The sequence below is a fragment of the Bacillus sp. BK450 genome, from assembly GCF_004364885.1.
GTDB classification, from domain to species: domain Bacteria; phylum Bacillota; class Bacilli; order Bacillales; family Bacillaceae; genus Bacillus; species Bacillus safensis.
In genome coordinates this window covers 253,340-267,607 of record NZ_SOBQ01000002.1, presented here as the reverse complement: position 1 = coordinate 267,607, position 14,268 = coordinate 253,340, and the positions used below count along the sequence as shown (strand labels likewise).

The following is a 14,268-nucleotide window of genomic DNA, read 5'->3' as shown; positions in this document are numbered from 1 at the left end:
CAAAATTAAGAACCTATGACTCATCATCTCATATACTACAGTATGATGTGTGTTTAGAAGAGGCAGGAGGGAACGTTATGCGACTGGAGCGTCTGAATTATAATAAAATCAAAATTTTTCTCACACTAGATGACCTGACAGACCGAGGTCTTACGAAAGAAGACCTTTGGAAAGATTCGTTCAAAGTCCATCAGCTGTTTAAAGATATGATGAACGAAGCGAATCAGGAGCTCGGTTTTGAAGCGAATGGACCGATTGCAGTTGAAGTATTTTCTCTTCAGGCGCAGGGGATGGTCGTCATTGTCACAAAGAGTCAGCAGGAAGATGCTGATGATGAGTTTGATGAAGATTACATTGAGATGCAAGTCAAGCTCGACGAGAGTAAGCATGTGCTCTATCAATTTGCCTCGTTTGAAGATGTGATTCAACTGTCCCATAGTTTAAGTCGTATTGGACTTTTAGGGGGTACAGTTTACCATTATGAAGGTCAATATTATCTCAGCCTAGATGATGTTGGAGAACTATCTGCTGATACAGTCATTTCGATTTTAGCAGAGTTTGGTTCACCTACGACACTCACCATTCACCGGCTAAAAGAATATGGAAAAGTGATCATGCAAGACGATGCTGTGAAAACGATTCAAATGTATTTTTAATCACTTTTTTCTATTATATTTAATACTGTTGTGATGAAACAACAGTATTTTTTTATATCCTTTTTTATATTTATAAACGCTGATATTTTATTTTGATAAAAAACGCTTTTTACCTTTGCTTTACCAGTACGAAGGTGTATACTATTGCTTGAAAGGGAGCAGTAGATCATGAAAGATTTCTAGGGGGTTTATTTTAATGGCAGCCGATCAAAACGCCGCTCATAACGCAGAAGATAAGCTAGATGTTTTAAAGTCAACTCAAACCGTCATACATAAAGCGCTAGACAAATTAGGGTATCCGCAGGAAGTGTATGAATTGCTGAAGGAGCCAATTCGTCTATTAACGGTCAAAATTCCAGTACGTATGGACGATGGATCGGTGAAAATTTTCACTGGTTACCGTGCACAGCACAATGATGCTGTCGGTCCAACAAAAGGCGGAATCCGTTTTCACCCGAACGTTACGGAAAAAGAAGTAAAAGCGCTTTCAATTTGGATGAGTTTAAAATGTGGAATTGTGGATCTTCCTTATGGCGGAGGAAAAGGCGGTATTATCTGTGATCCAAGAGAAATGTCATTCAGAGAGCTTGAAAAACTAAGCCGCGGCTATGTTCGCGCCATCAGTCAAATTGTTGGACCAACAAAAGATGTTCCAGCACCAGACGTGTTTACGAACTCTCAAATTATGGCATGGATGATGGATGAATATTCTAGAATTGATGAATTTAACTCGCCAGGATTTATTACAGGAAAACCAATTGTTCTTGGAGGATCACACGGACGTGATACTGCAACAGCAAAAGGTGTGACGATCTGCATCAAAGAAGCGGCGAAGAAAAAAGGAATTGACATTAACGGAGCTCGTGTTGTCGTACAGGGATTCGGAAATGCAGGAAGCTACTTAGCTAAATTCATGTATGATGCTGGAGCAAAAATCGTAGGGATTTCAGATGCATACGGCGGATTATACGATGAAGATGGTCTAGACATTGACTACTTGCTTGACCGACGTGACAGCTTTGGAACCGTCACTAAACTATTTAACGATACAATTACAAACCAAGAGCTGCTTGAGCTGGATTGTGATATCTTAGTACCTGCAGCCATTGAAAACCAAATCACAGAAGATAATGCGGCAAACATTAAAGCCAAAATTGTCGTAGAAGCAGCAAACGGTCCAACGACACTGGAAGGAACCAAAATTCTTTCAGATCGTGGTGTACTGCTTGTTCCAGACGTGCTTGCGAGCGCGGGTGGTGTAACTGTTTCTTACTTTGAATGGGTTCAGAATAACCAAGGGTTTTACTGGACTGAAGAAGAAGTTGAAACTCGTTTAGAAGATATGATGGTGAAATCATTTAATAATATTTATGAAATGGCGCAAAACCGCCGAATTGATATGCGTCTTGCTGCATATATGGTCGGTGTACGTAAAATGGCTGAAGCTTCTCGATTCAGAGGCTGGATTTAAGCGGCTGATTTGCATCGCGCCTTAAAATCTCCTATCCTTAAATAGGAGATTTTTTTATGGAATGGAACAAAGAATCAAACAGCCCAGCAATTGTTATTGCAGTGAAATGACAGGAGTGGAACAAATGAAACAAGAAAAAGCGATCATAATAGGAGGCGGCCCATGCGGGTTATCAGCTGCCATCGCATTCAAGCAAATTGGGATTGATGCACTTGTGATTGAAAAGGGGAATGTCGTGAACAGTATTTATCATTACCCAACACATCAAACCTTTTTTAGTACAAGTGAAAAGCTTGAAATCGGTGATGTCGCTTTTATTACTGAGAACCGTAAGCCCGTTCGTATTCAGGCACTTTCTTATTACCGAGAGGTCGTCAGACGAAAAAAACTGCGTGTACATGCTTTTGAAAAAGTAAACGCCGTGACGAAACAAGATGGCCGTTTTACGGTGAATACATCAAAAGACAACTATTCATGTGATTACGTCGTCATTGCGACTGGCTACTATGATCATCCAAACTATATGAACGTCAAAGGAGAAGACCTTCCTCACGTATATCACTATTTTAAAGAAGGACATCCATATTTTGATAAAGATGTGACGGTGATCGGCGGAAAGAACTCCAGTGTGGATGCTGCGCTAGAACTTGTGAAATGCGGAAGCAGAGTCACTGTGCTGTATAGAGGAACTGAATATTCATCCAGCATCAAGCCTTGGATACTACCAGAGTTTGAAGCGCTTGTCCGTAATGGAACCATTCGAATGGAGTTTGGTGCGCAGGTGAAAGAAATCACAGAAGAAGATGTGATCTTTACAAACCAGCAAAATCAAACGGATCGAGTGAAAAGTGACTATGTATTTGCTATGACTGGCTATCACCCAGATCATTCTTTCTTAGAAAAAATGGGTGTCACGATTGATCCAGAATCAGGCCGTCCAGCATTTGATGAACAGACGATGGAAACGAATGTTGAAGGTATTTTCATTGCGGGAGTCATTGCTGCTGGAAATAATGCCAATGAAATTTTCATTGAAAATGGAAGATTTCATGGCGGCCTCATTGCAGAAGAAATCAACAAAAGAATCAACGGATAAAAAAAGAACTGAATCCTTCAAAGGGGTTCGGTTCTTTTTTATATAAATTGGGATTATATAGAAAGATATTTTTAGAAAAATGGGCTCGAGTCATATAAAAAAAGGGTAAATCATGGTACGATAATGAAGGATAATGTAGGGAAAGAGGTCTGGTTATGATCGCAATCATCTCAGCAGGTTTAGCTCCCGGCATCGCACTTTTAAGTTATTTTTATTTGAAAGATCAGTACGACAATGAGCCGGTTCACATGGTCATCAGATCTTTTATGCTAGGTGTCATACTTGTGTTTCCAACCATGTTTATTCAATATGTCCTTCAAGAGGAAAATATCGCAACAAATCCTATCTTGATTTCATTTGTGACGTCGGGCTTTTTAGAGGAATCATTAAAATGGTTTATTTTAATGGTCAGCGTTTATGCACATGCCCAGTTTGACGAACACTATGACGGAATTGTGTATGGAACGAGTGTCTCACTTGGTTTTGCAACACTTGAAAATATCCTTTACTTAGTCGGTCACGGGGTCGAATATGCGTTTACCCGTGCTTTATTACCTGTATCAAGTCACGCATTATTTGGTGTTGTGATGGGTTTTTATATCGGAAAAGCCCGCTTCTCTGATAAAAAAGAGCAGCGCAAATGGCTGATCCTTTCTTTAACGCTCCCTGTGCTGTTTCACGGCCTGTATGATTTCATTCTATTAGGGATGAAAAACTGGGGATATATCATGGTGCCGTTCATGATTTTTTTATGGTGGTTTGGTTTAAGGAAAGCAAAAAAAGCCCGTGCGGTAAAAATGGTGCAAATTTAATTTTGGAAAACGTCCTATTTGTTTATAGGGCGTTTTTTTGTCTTTTCCATCCAATTCTCTCCTGTGTTGAATGTATAAAAATAGGGATCGGAAGAAACATATATTCAAACATCAAAAGTACAGGAGGATCAAATATGGATAAAGCTCGTTTCATGAAACAAATTGTTCTTATCTTCTCAATCGTTCTTCTTGTGTCTTCACTTTTGACAGCCAGTAAAAGTGAAGCCTTCACCGCCCAAGTCATCCAGCGCGGGGCAACAGGAGAAGATGTAGTCGAGCTGCAAGCGCGGCTCCAATACAATGGTTTTTACAATGGCAAAATCGATGGCGTCTATGGCTGGGGAACGTACTGGGCCGTTCGCAACTTTCAAAGCCAATTTGGCATGAAGAAGGTCGATGGACTTGTAGGTGAGAAAACAAAAAGCTTATTAGTTCAAAAGACGAAATACTACAAAGAGTTTGTTCAAAAGCAGCTGCAGGAAGGGAACCAGTTTACCCATTATGGCGGGAAGCCTCTTGATCAGCAAACAAAGGCTCCTGCGCAAAGAAGCTCGCAAAAAAAGACAGCCCAAGGTACAAACGAAAATCAAAAAAGTCAAAGTGGATCATCTGGGAAGTCTGGCAATCAGTCAGGCAGCCAGCAGGGAAATCAAACACCAAAACAAACAGCAGCCAACATGCCTGGTGGTTTTTCTAGTAATGACATTCAGCTCTTGTCGCAAGCTGTGTACAGTGAAGCAAGAGGTGAGCCGTATGAAGGACAGGTGGCCATCGCGGCCGTTATCTTAAACCGTTTGAACAATCCGACCTTTCCAAATACGATCGCAGGAGTCATTTTTGAACCGCTTGCGTTTACTGCTGTAGCAGATGGGCAATTTTATATGACGCCAGATGAAACGGCAAAAAAAGCTGTATTTGATGCAATCAATGGCTGGGATCCATCTGAGAGCGCCATCTATTACTTTAATCCTGATACAGCAACAAGTCCATGGATTTGGGGAAGACCACAAATTAAACGAATCGGGAAACATATATTCTGCGAATAAAAAGAGGTGTAAATAAATGATCAGAGGAATATTGATTGCTATTTTAGGAATTGCTGTCATCTCAACAGGTTACTGGGGCTATAAAGAACATCAGGAAAAAGACGCCGTACTGCTTCATGCTGAGAACAACTACCAAAGAGCATTCCATGATTTAACGTATCAGGTGGATCAGCTGCATGACAAACTGGGCGCAACACTTGCGATGAACAGCCAAACATCCATCTCACCAGCACTTGCAGATGTATGGAGAATGTCATCAGAAGCGCATAACAATGTCAGCCAGCTCCCGCTTACATTGATGCCTTTTAATAAAACGGAAGAATTCCTGGCGAATGTCGGAGATTTTAGCTACAAATCATCAGTCAAATCTTTATCAGATGAACCATTAAATAAAGATACGCACAAAACCATTACAGCTCTATATAATCAAGCGTCAGATATCCAAAACGAGCTTAGACAAGTGCAGCACCTCGTACTTAATAAAAACTTAAAATGGATGGATGTTGAAATGGCGCTCGCTGACGGCGATCGAAAGAACGACAACACCATCATTGACGGGCTGAAAACAGTCGAGAGAAATGCAGATGCATTTGCAGATGTCGATCTTGGGCCTACAAATGTGTCCACAGAAAAAGAAACACAAGGCTACAATCATTTAAAAGGCGATAAGATTTCAAAAAAAGAAGCGATCCGCATTGCACAGCAATTCACACCAGACCATAATCAACATTTTAAAGTGAGAAAAAGCGGCAGCAAAACCAATCGCGACGTGTACAGCTTATCGATGTCTGATCCAGACAGCCATGCAAACTTTTATCTAGATTTAACTGAAAAAGGAGGACACCCAGTCTACCTACTTCAGAATCGTGACGTGAAAAAACAGAAAATCAGTTTAAATGAGGCATCAGAAAAAGCACTCAGCTTCCTAAAGAAGCAAGGGTTTGACACAGAATCTTTCCATTTAGATGAAAGTGCACAATTTGATAATATCGGTGTATTTACCTATGTTCCTCTTCAGAAAAATGTATTGCTTTATCCTGATAGTATACGCATGAAAGTCGCATTAGATGATGGCGAGGTTGTTGGGTTTTCAGCGAAGGACTACTTAACGAATCATAAAACTCGAGACATCAAAGCACCGAAAATCTCTCAAAAAGAAGCACAGAAAACATTGAATCAGCATGTAAAGATCGAAGATACTCATTTAGCGATTGTGCAAAATGATATGTCAGAGGAAGTTCTGTGCTATGAGTTCCTCGGAACGATAAAAAACGATACGTATCGCATGTTCATTAATGCAGATACTGGAAAAGAAGAACGAGTAGATAAACTAAAAAACGCAGAACCTATATATAAAGACCTATAGAAAAGGAAACGAGGAAAAGGCTAATAAGTCTTTTCCTTTTGTTTTAGACATGGTTTAATATAGGAGAGGATACGATTTCACAGATGAAAAGAGTGATGAGGAATGTTACAAATAGGGGATGCAATCACAATCGAATATGTCAATGAGAACAAAGAAGTGAAAACAGCAAAATCGAAGGTTTTGGAAAATAATAACGATGATATTTGCATTAATTATCCAGCAGATAAAGAAACGGGACGCACCATCTACTTAAACCAGCAAACAGAAATCACCGTGTTCTTTTTTGACGAAAGTCAAATTCCATACAAATGTACAAGCGAAGTCATCGGAAAAAGAAAAGAAGATATCCCGATGATTGTTATTTCCATTCCGCCAAAAGAAGAAATGATCCGGCTTCAGCGAAGAGAATACTTGAGAGTGGATACGATGATCAAAGCCACCATCATGCAAACGGATGAAGAGCCCTTTGAAACGTTTATTGTGAATATGAGTGCTGGCGGCGTGGCGATTGCTGTTCCTGAAGGCGTGTCATTGAAAGAATATGGAGAAGTGGTCACAGAATTTGAACTTCCTCTGAAAGAGCCCGTGAAAATAAAAGCGGTTGCAGAGATGAGTCGAGTATATCAAGATGAACAGTCTGGCAAAACAAGAGCGATCATGGAGTTTTCTGAGATCACAAATGACCACCAGCAGCACATCATGAAATACTGCTTCCAGCAGCAGCTTTTAACACGTGTAAAAAAAGCATAAGAATAAAGGGTGTAAAAAGCTTCCATACTAGAGAGGAAAGAATCTAGCGTGGAGGCTTTTTGTATGAAGACAATGGAAAGATGGTTATTGAAAGTGGTACTCATTCAGCTTGTTTTATTGTTAACCGTTCAGATCACACTTCATTTGACGAAAGGAGAACTCTTTTTGTCAAAAGTCGTGCAGTATGAGGGTGTAAATAACATGAGCATTGAAGAATGGATTGAGACGTTTAAGCAGAAGGATTGATAGAAAATTCCCCCGTTTGAGCGGTGATCGTGTTACAATTCATAAGGGAGATTCAATCAAGGAGAGGTATTATGAAAAAGAAATTATCTATTGCAATTGATGGTCCTGCAGCAGCAGGAAAAAGCACTGTGGCAAAAATTGTCGCAGCAAAAAAATCATATATTTATATTGATACAGGCGCTATGTACCGCGCGATTACACTTGCGGCACTCAATCAAGGTGTAGATCTTGAAGACGAACAGGCACTTGATTCATTACTGAAAAAAACGGTCATTGAACTCGTAACAACAGGAGAGGGTCAAAAAGTCCATCTAGACAATACGGATGTCACAGAGGATATTCGCACAGACCGCGTAAGCAACCAAGTATCGGTTGTTGCAAAGCATAGGGCTGTTCGGGAAGAAATGGTCCGCAGGCAGCAAGAGCTGGGCAAACGAGGCGGCGTCGTTATGGATGGAAGAGACATAGGCACTCACGTACTTCCAGATGCCGAAGTGAAAATTTTCTTGCTTGCATCAGTAGAAGAAAGAGCAAAACGCCGCTTTGAAGAAAATCAGAAAAAAGGCTACGATGTCAATTACGATCAGCTGATCGAAGAGATTGCAAGACGCGACAAGCTTGATTCTGAGCGCGAAGTTTCACCTTTGAAGAAAGCGGATGACGCCATTGAAATTGACACAACTTCTCTTTCGATTGAAGAGGTGGCAGGGAAAATTTTAGATGCAGCAGACCGCGTGGAGAAACAGTAAGAAATTTTAGAAAACTTTTATAAGTTAGAGGTTTATCTCTTGACAAACAAGGTCTTTTATTAGAAGTTTATACTAATACTATTTTTATTGATCATTCAAGCAATTATATTGATTTGAATGTTTCTATAATACATATTCGGCTGGCAATCATCATGCTTAAGACACATATTCGCCCAGTCGTTTTAACTAAGCTGTGTAGGTTTGGACCAAGGAGGTTATCGAAATGACAGAGGAAATGAATCAAATCGATGTTCAGGTACCAGAGGTTGGAGATGTAGTGAAAGGGATTGTTTCTAAAGTTGAGGACAAGCATGTCAATGTAGATATCGTCAATGTGAAACAACCTGGTATCATCCCAATCAGTGAATTATCAAGTCTTCACGTTGAAAAAGCATCAGATGTCGTGAAAGATGGCGACGAGTTAGAGCTTAAAGTAACAAAGGTCGAAGACGATGCTTTGATTTTATCGAAACGTGCTGTTGATGCAGACCGCGCTTGGGAAGACCTAGAGAAAAAGTTTGAAACAAAAGAAGTATTTGAAGCTGAAGTAAAAGACGTTGTAAAAGGTGGTCTTGTCGTTGACATTGGTGTGCGTGGGTTTATTCCTGCATCTCTTGTAGAAGCACACTATGTAGAAGACTTCACAGATTACAAAGGGAAGACACTCTCACTTGTCGTGGTAGAACTTGACCGCGAAAAAAATCGCGTGATTCTCTCGCACCGTGCAGTCGTTGAGCAAGAGCAGTTAGACAAAAAGCAAGACTTTCTGCAAAAGCTTGAAGTAGGCAGTGTGATTGATGGTAAAGTGCAGAGGCTTACTGATTTTGGTGCATTTGTTGACATTGGCGGCATTGATGGATTAGTTCACATTTCTCAACTATCCCATGCGCATGTTGAAAAGCCATCTGACGTAGTAGAAGAAGGACAGGAAGTCCAGGTCAAAGTACTTGCTGTTGATCGTGATAACGAACGTATCTCACTATCTATTAAAGAAACATTACCAGGACCTTGGAGCCAAATTGGTGAAAAGGTAAAACAAGGTGATGTGCTTGAAGGAACTGTTCAACGTCTTGTGAGCTTTGGTGCATTTGTTGAAATTCTGCCAGGTGTAGAAGGGCTTGTGCATATTTCCCAAATCTCTCATAAACATATCGGCACGCCGCAAGAAGTCCTTGAAGAAGGGCAGACTGTCAAAGTGAAAGTGCTTGATGTGAATGAAGACGAAGAGCGCATCTCACTAAGCATTCGTGATTTAGAAGAAAATCCTGAAAAACAAATCGAAGAGGATTATCGTCAATATCAGGCGAAAGAAGAAAACACAAGCGGATTCCAGCTTGGTGACCTGATCGGCGATAAACTCAATAAACTAAAATAATTTGGTGATCAAAATTGACGCGAGCAGAAAGAAAGAAACAGCATATTGAGCATGCGTTGTCCACTGGCCAGCATGCAGCAACAGGTTTAGAAGATGTTTCCTTCGTTCACGCCAGTTTACCAGATCTTGCAACATCACAAATTGATACACATACGACAATTGGCGGACTGACTTTCGGTTCGCCAATTTTTATCAATGCAATGACTGGCGGGGGCGGAGAATCTACCTATGAGATCAACCGCTCTTTATCGATCGCAGCGAAGGAGACCAATATCCCAGTAGCAGTTGGATCACAAATGGCTGCACTGAAAGATAAAGAAGAAAGACGAACATATGAAATCGTTCGTAAAGTCAATCCGGATGGAATTGTATTTGCGAATTTAGGCAGTGAAGCGACGATTAAGCAAGCTCAAGAAGCAGTCAGCATGCTCGAGGCAAATATGCTCCAGATTCACCTGAATGTCATCCAAGAGATTGTCATGCCTGAAGGGGATCGCGATTTCAGGGGGGCGCTTGAGCGGATTGCAGCTATCGCTCAATCTGTTGGTGTGCCTGTTGTCGTGAAGGAAGTCGGATTTGGCATGAGCAAGGAGACGGCAAGAAAGTTATTCCATGCTGGGGTTGCAGCCGTTGATGTAGGCGGATTTGGTGGGACGAACTTTTCTAAGATTGAAAATCTCCGCCGCCAAAAAGCCCTTCGTTATTTTGATCAATGGGGGATTCCAACTGCAGCGAGTCTTGCTGAAGTACATACAGCCTTTCAGAATCAAACGATTTTAGCCTCCGGAGGTATCAAAGATGCTCTTGATGTAACCAAATCATTAGCTCTTGGCGCATCTGCTGCTGGTCTTGCTGGATTTTTCTTAAAATCATTGACCAGTGGAGGAGAAAGCGGCCTCATCGCAGATATCATGGATCTTCAAGAAGATATCAAGATGATGATGACAGTGCTTGGTGTGAAGACGATTGAAGAACTGAGACAAGCTCCAGTTGTGATCTCAGGGGAAACAAGTCATTGGCTCAAAGAAAGAGGCGTTGACACAACGTACTATAGTAAGAGAGGCATGTGATATCACATGCCTCAGCGCGTAGACAAACCCACGCATTCGGCGTCAGTCCTGCGTGCCGGTGCTCACGAATGTACAATTCGCTCCGCTCCGGTACTCGTCCTTCCTAGGGCTGCAAAGGTTTTCTATCACGCTGAAAAGAAGACAAAGGGCTAAAATAAACATCATTTTAGCCCTTTGTCAACAAATCTAAGGCATGTGATGATCACATGCCTTTTTTTATTGATTTCTTTTTCGAGCGCTTTCTGGACCTTCTAATGCTGTTGCACCCTTATGATGAATGGATTGATCGCGGTCAGATTCCACTCTTCTTGACGCCTTTAAACGCTTTTCCTGTCTATCTTTTCCCATCATGTATCCCTCCTCAGGTTATTAGGGTGTCACCTCTTGTTTATTTCATACAGAGCCGGTAACGATCCGCATGTTTAAAAAATGGAGATTTTCCCATAATGTAATTGAGGTGATGAGGCGTTGGAGGCTTTGTACTATTATTGGTCTATATGGTTCGTTTGGATTATGGTGACATTTATCATGGAAAAAAGTTTGTGGCGCACCGTGCTGGGCATCTGTGTACTTGTCCATATTATATTCAGTCATGTCATGATATCCGTTTTAGATATAAGCATCAATGCGGGTTTCTTGATGACTTTTTTATATGCATGTGCTGCTTTCGTCATATTCAGGCCTAGTTACCGAATGATGAGAATCATGCAATTGGGCTCGATGGTGAGCGCGTATGCCTTTTTTATGATATTTGCATTATATGACCCTGTTTGGTTCACGATAATAAAGGTGGATTGGGTCGTATTTGCCCTGCTGATCTTAATGTGTATGACATATGGACAGCCGTTAACGGAAAGAATCACCTTATGGATGATGTCAGTATGTCTCGGCGAAGCCCTTTATGCGCTGACGATTCACCGCCTCACATCATCAATTGTCATAGGGGATCTCTCTTTTCTTTCCTTCGTTGTACAAGGAGCCGTCTTCCTATTAGGTGTCGATCAGTTTGAAAAGCTCTTGAACGCCCGTTCATCAAGAAAATCAGTAAAAGGGGCTGCAAAATCAACATGACAGATTATACGTTTCCTGTGATTATTGGTGTCATCTTTGGGATGGCGGCCAGACTTTACATGTTAAGAACGGATTACCGGCAATACCCTACGTATATTCATGGACAAGTGATTCACATTGCACTTGGTTTTATTGCGTCAGGATTAGGTGCGATCATTATGCCTGCACTAATTCAGGAGGAATTTACAGCGATTACCTTTCTCACTTTGGCAGCCACGCAATTTCGAGATGTCCGAAATATGGAAAGAAATACGTTAACCCAAATGGATTCGTATGAGCTTGTCTCACGAGGCAGTACATATATAGAGGGCATTGCCATTGCCTTTGAAAGTCGAAATTATATTGCGATTCTCACTGCACTTATTACAACGACAGCCTGTATTTTCTTCTCGCTTGTTGTTGGAACAGTAGTCGGTATTCTTTGTTTTTTCATGGCAAAGCTATTAATGTCAGGCAGTCAATTAAAGGATATCGTCAGCATTCAAAAAGGGGAACTTCGCTTTGATGGGGCAGGGCTTTATGTGAATGATATATACATTATGAATATCGGGCTGCCTGAAAAGCAAAAGCTCATTTTAGAGCATGGTATGGGTTTTATTTTGACACCGAAAAATTTCAACTCTGCTACAACGATTGCTAACCTTGGACAGCGGCAAGCCATTTTATTTGATTTATCGAACGTGCTTGGCGTGTACCGCGATTCTGGTGAACCATCGCTCTGTCCGCTCGCAAAACGTGATCTGAATACCGGTACACTTGGTGTGTTCATTTTACCGCAATGGCAGCGTGAAGATTTGGCTGTCCGTGTATTAGAAGAGGTGCCTATTTTAGAAAATGCCATAAGAATGCCGACAGATTTCATTAAAAAGAAAGTGAGGTAATAGGGCATGGCGAACACTATTGAACAATTTATATTGGCTGTGGCAACAACTAATAAAGAGCGGGTCATTGGCGGAACAGCGGTTTTTTTCTGTGAAAATAAAGAAGAGCTCGACATGTATGCCATGAATTTAGAGGCCATTTTAGATGGAATTGCACACGGCATTGGAGAAGATCTTTACTTGATTGTCAAACATTTTTAAGTTATTCATTGTGGTCTGATTAAAAATTGATATAATATATAAGTTGAACCCTTCATGTTTGAAGGGTTTATTTCATAAAACTGAATGAAAATTATAAATCCCGGTTGAAACATGATGATGAACATATTGAATCGCGGCTGGATTGAAAGGAAGGGTACTATGGGTAAACCTGTCGTAGCCATTGTTGGAAGGCCCAACGTTGGAAAATCTACAATTTTTAATCGAATCGCAGGCGAAAGAATATCGATTGTAGAAGACACACCTGGTGTAACAAGAGATCGAATCTATAGCTCTGCTGAATGGTTAAATTATGACTTTAATTTAATAGATACTGGTGGAATTGATATTGGAGATGAGCCATTCTTGGCGCAAATTCGCCATCAGGCAGAAATCGCAATGGACGAAGCGGATGTCATTATCTTTATGGTGAATGGCCGAGATGGCGTGACATCTGCGGATGAAGAAGTCGCAAAAATTTTATATCGCACGAAAAAGCCAGTTGTACTTGCTGTCAATAAACTGGACAACCCTGAAATGAGAAGCGACGTGTATGACTTTTATGCACTCGGATTTGGCGAGCCGTATCCGATTTCTGGAACACACGGATTAGGTCTTGGTGACCTGCTTGATGCAGTGGCAGAACATTTTAAGAATTTGCCGGATACGCAATATGATGAAGAAGTTGTCCAGTTCTGCTTAATTGGCCGTCCGAATGTAGGGAAATCTTCTTTAGTGAATGCGATGCTCGGAGAAGACCGCGTCATTGTCAGCAACATCGCTGGTACAACAAGAGATGCTGTCGATACGATGTTTACGTACAATCAGCGTGACTTTGTCATTGTTGATACAGCAGGTATGAGGAAAAAAGGGAAAGTATATGAAACAACAGAGAAATACAGTGTACTTCGTGCATTAAAAGCCATTGACCGCTCTGATGTTGTCGCTGTTGTACTTGACGGCGAGGAAGGCATTATTGAGCAGGATAAACGAATTGCTGGCTATGCACACGAAGCTGGTAAAGCTGTTGTCATCATTGTGAACAAATGGGATGCTGTTGAAAAAGATGAGCGTACGATGAAGGAATTTGAGCAAAACATCCGCGAGCATTTTCAATTCCTTGATTATGCACCTGTCTTGTTTATGTCTGCTCTTACGAAAAAGAGAATTCATACATTAATGCCGTCCATTATCACAGCAAGCGAAAACCATGCAATGCGCGTTCAAACCAATATTTTAAATGATATCATCATGGATGCGGTGGCGATGAATCCAACGCCGACCCATAACGGACAGCGCCTAAAGATTTACTATGCAACACAGGTGGCCATTAAGCCTCCGTCCTTCGTTGTGTTTGTCAACGATCCAGAGCTTATGCACTTTTCTTATGAGCGTTTCCTAGAAAACCGCATTCGAGATGCATTTGGTTTTGAAGGAACACCAATTAAAATATTTGCGAGAGCGAGAAAATAAAAAGGGTG

General features: G+C 41.1%; 16 protein-coding genes. 15 read left to right on the top strand and 1 reads right to left on the bottom strand.

What is annotated here, in order from left to right; translation table 11 throughout:
* The first annotated feature begins 77 nt into the window (after positions 1-77).
* The 11 genes from EV579_RS06465 to fni all read left to right on the top strand — a co-directional run bounded on the left by EV579_RS06465 (position 78) and on the right by fni (position 10,637).
* Positions 78-656 (top strand): genetic competence negative regulator, encoded by a 579-nt coding sequence (locus EV579_RS06465; RefSeq protein ID WP_024422826.1) that lies wholly within the window; start codon positions 78-80, stop codon positions 654-656.
* A gap of 196 nt (positions 657-852) precedes the next feature.
* Positions 853-2,127, top strand: coding sequence for a Glu/Leu/Phe/Val family dehydrogenase (locus EV579_RS06460; protein ID WP_007500982.1), 1,275 nt, complete (start codon positions 853-855; stop codon positions 2,125-2,127).
* Between the two features lie 124 nt (positions 2,128-2,251).
* The gene (locus tag EV579_RS06455; protein ID WP_024422825.1) at positions 2,252-3,223 is read left to right on the top strand and encodes a YpdA family putative bacillithiol disulfide reductase; all 972 of its coding nucleotides are present in this window, start codon (positions 2,252-2,254) and stop codon (positions 3,221-3,223) included.
* A gap of 155 nt (positions 3,224-3,378) precedes the next feature.
* Positions 3,379-4,035, top strand: coding sequence for a glutamic-type intramembrane protease PrsW (gene prsW / locus EV579_RS06450; RefSeq protein ID WP_024422824.1), 657 nt, complete (start codon positions 3,379-3,381; stop codon positions 4,033-4,035).
* A gap of 134 nt (positions 4,036-4,169) precedes the next feature.
* A complete protein-coding gene (gene sleB, locus EV579_RS06445) occupies positions 4,170-5,081 on the top strand; it encodes a spore cortex-lytic enzyme (protein WP_133744155.1) in 912 nt (303 codons plus the stop codon).
* A 16-nt stretch (positions 5,082-5,097) separates the two neighbouring features.
* Positions 5,098-6,447: a germination protein YpeB gene (gene ypeB / locus EV579_RS06440; protein ID WP_133744154.1), complete on the top strand. Its 1,350-nt coding sequence runs from the start codon at positions 5,098-5,100 to the stop codon at positions 6,445-6,447.
* Positions 6,448-6,549: 102 nt separating this feature from the next.
* Entirely contained in the window at positions 6,550-7,197 is a 648-nt protein-coding gene (locus tag EV579_RS06435; protein WP_133744153.1) for a flagellar brake protein, read from the top strand.
* Between the two features lie 63 nt (positions 7,198-7,260).
* Positions 7,261-7,443 (top strand): DUF5359 family protein, encoded by a 183-nt coding sequence (locus EV579_RS06430; protein WP_024422820.1) that lies wholly within the window; start codon positions 7,261-7,263, stop codon positions 7,441-7,443.
* A 71-nt stretch (positions 7,444-7,514) separates the two neighbouring features.
* Positions 7,515-8,192: a (d)CMP kinase gene (gene cmk / locus EV579_RS06425; protein WP_095408896.1), complete on the top strand. Its 678-nt coding sequence runs from the start codon at positions 7,515-7,517 to the stop codon at positions 8,190-8,192.
* Positions 8,193-8,415: 223 nt separating this feature from the next.
* Entirely contained in the window at positions 8,416-9,567 is a 1,152-nt protein-coding gene (rpsA, locus tag EV579_RS06420; RefSeq protein ID WP_041085926.1) for a 30S ribosomal protein S1, read from the top strand.
* Positions 9,568-9,581: 14 nt separating this feature from the next.
* On the top strand, positions 9,582-10,637 hold the full coding sequence (fni, locus tag EV579_RS06415) for a type 2 isopentenyl-diphosphate Delta-isomerase (RefSeq protein WP_064497541.1): 1,056 nt from the start codon (positions 9,582-9,584) through the stop codon (positions 10,635-10,637).
* A gap of 216 nt (positions 10,638-10,853) precedes the next feature.
* Here the strand turns inward: fni and EV579_RS06405 are convergent, their stop codons facing one another.
* Positions 10,854-10,985, bottom strand: a complete 132-nt coding sequence (locus tag EV579_RS06405) for a YpzI family protein (protein WP_073206119.1) — start codon at positions 10,983-10,985, stop codon at positions 10,854-10,856.
* Between the two features lie 120 nt (positions 10,986-11,105).
* Here EV579_RS06405 and EV579_RS06400 point away from each other — a divergent pair, with 120 nt between their 5' ends.
* From EV579_RS06400 to der, 4 genes are all read left to right on the top strand, one after another.
* A complete protein-coding gene (locus tag EV579_RS06400) occupies positions 11,106-11,708 on the top strand; it encodes a YphA family membrane protein (protein WP_422388278.1) in 603 nt (200 codons plus the stop codon).
* Positions 11,705-12,589 carry a YIEGIA family protein gene (locus EV579_RS06395; protein WP_024422816.1) on the top strand — a complete coding sequence of 295 codons (885 nt, stop codon included), beginning with the start codon at positions 11,705-11,707 and terminating at the stop codon, positions 12,587-12,589. Before EV579_RS06400 ends, EV579_RS06395 begins: the two co-directional genes overlap by 4 nt.
* Before the next feature lie 6 nt (positions 12,590-12,595).
* Positions 12,596-12,790, top strand: a complete 195-nt coding sequence (locus EV579_RS06390; RefSeq protein ID WP_008344527.1) for a capping complex subunit for YIEGIA — start codon at positions 12,596-12,598, stop codon at positions 12,788-12,790.
* 159 nt (positions 12,791-12,949) lie between these two features.
* Positions 12,950-14,260, top strand: a complete 1,311-nt coding sequence (der, locus tag EV579_RS06385; RefSeq protein ID WP_024422815.1) for a ribosome biogenesis GTPase Der — start codon at positions 12,950-12,952, stop codon at positions 14,258-14,260.
* Positions 14,261-14,268 lie beyond the last annotated feature (8 nt).

Bases quoted from the DNA above. Each gene is read 5' to 3' on its own strand.
- prsW (WP_024422824.1), top strand. From the start codon at position 3,379: ATGATCGCAATCATCTCAGCAGGTTTAGCTCCCGGCATCGCACTTTTA.
- EV579_RS06430 (WP_024422820.1), top strand. From the start codon at position 7,261: ATGAAGACAATGGAAAGATGGTTATTGAAAGTGGTACTCATTCAGCTT.
- EV579_RS06390 (WP_008344527.1), top strand. From the start codon at position 12,596: ATGGCGAACACTATTGAACAATTTATATTGGCTGTGGCAACAACTAAT.
- ypeB (WP_133744154.1), top strand. From the start codon at position 5,098: ATGATCAGAGGAATATTGATTGCTATTTTAGGAATTGCTGTCATCTCA.
- EV579_RS06435 (WP_133744153.1), top strand. From the start codon at position 6,550: ATGTTACAAATAGGGGATGCAATCACAATCGAATATGTCAATGAGAAC.
- EV579_RS06405 (WP_073206119.1), bottom strand. From the start codon at position 10,985: ATGGGAAAAGATAGACAGGAAAAGCGTTTAAAGGCGTCAAGAAGAGTG.
- cmk (WP_095408896.1), top strand. From the start codon at position 7,515: ATGAAAAAGAAATTATCTATTGCAATTGATGGTCCTGCAGCAGCAGGA.
- EV579_RS06455 (WP_024422825.1), top strand. From the start codon at position 2,252: ATGAAACAAGAAAAAGCGATCATAATAGGAGGCGGCCCATGCGGGTTA.
- der (WP_024422815.1), top strand. From the start codon at position 12,950: ATGGGTAAACCTGTCGTAGCCATTGTTGGAAGGCCCAACGTTGGAAAA.
- rpsA (WP_041085926.1), top strand. From the start codon at position 8,416: ATGACAGAGGAAATGAATCAAATCGATGTTCAGGTACCAGAGGTTGGA.
- EV579_RS06395 (WP_024422816.1), top strand. From the start codon at position 11,705: ATGACAGATTATACGTTTCCTGTGATTATTGGTGTCATCTTTGGGATG.
- EV579_RS06460 (WP_007500982.1), top strand. From the start codon at position 853: ATGGCAGCCGATCAAAACGCCGCTCATAACGCAGAAGATAAGCTAGAT.
- EV579_RS06465 (WP_024422826.1), top strand. From the start codon at position 78: ATGCGACTGGAGCGTCTGAATTATAATAAAATCAAAATTTTTCTCACA.
- sleB (WP_133744155.1), top strand. From the start codon at position 4,170: ATGGATAAAGCTCGTTTCATGAAACAAATTGTTCTTATCTTCTCAATC.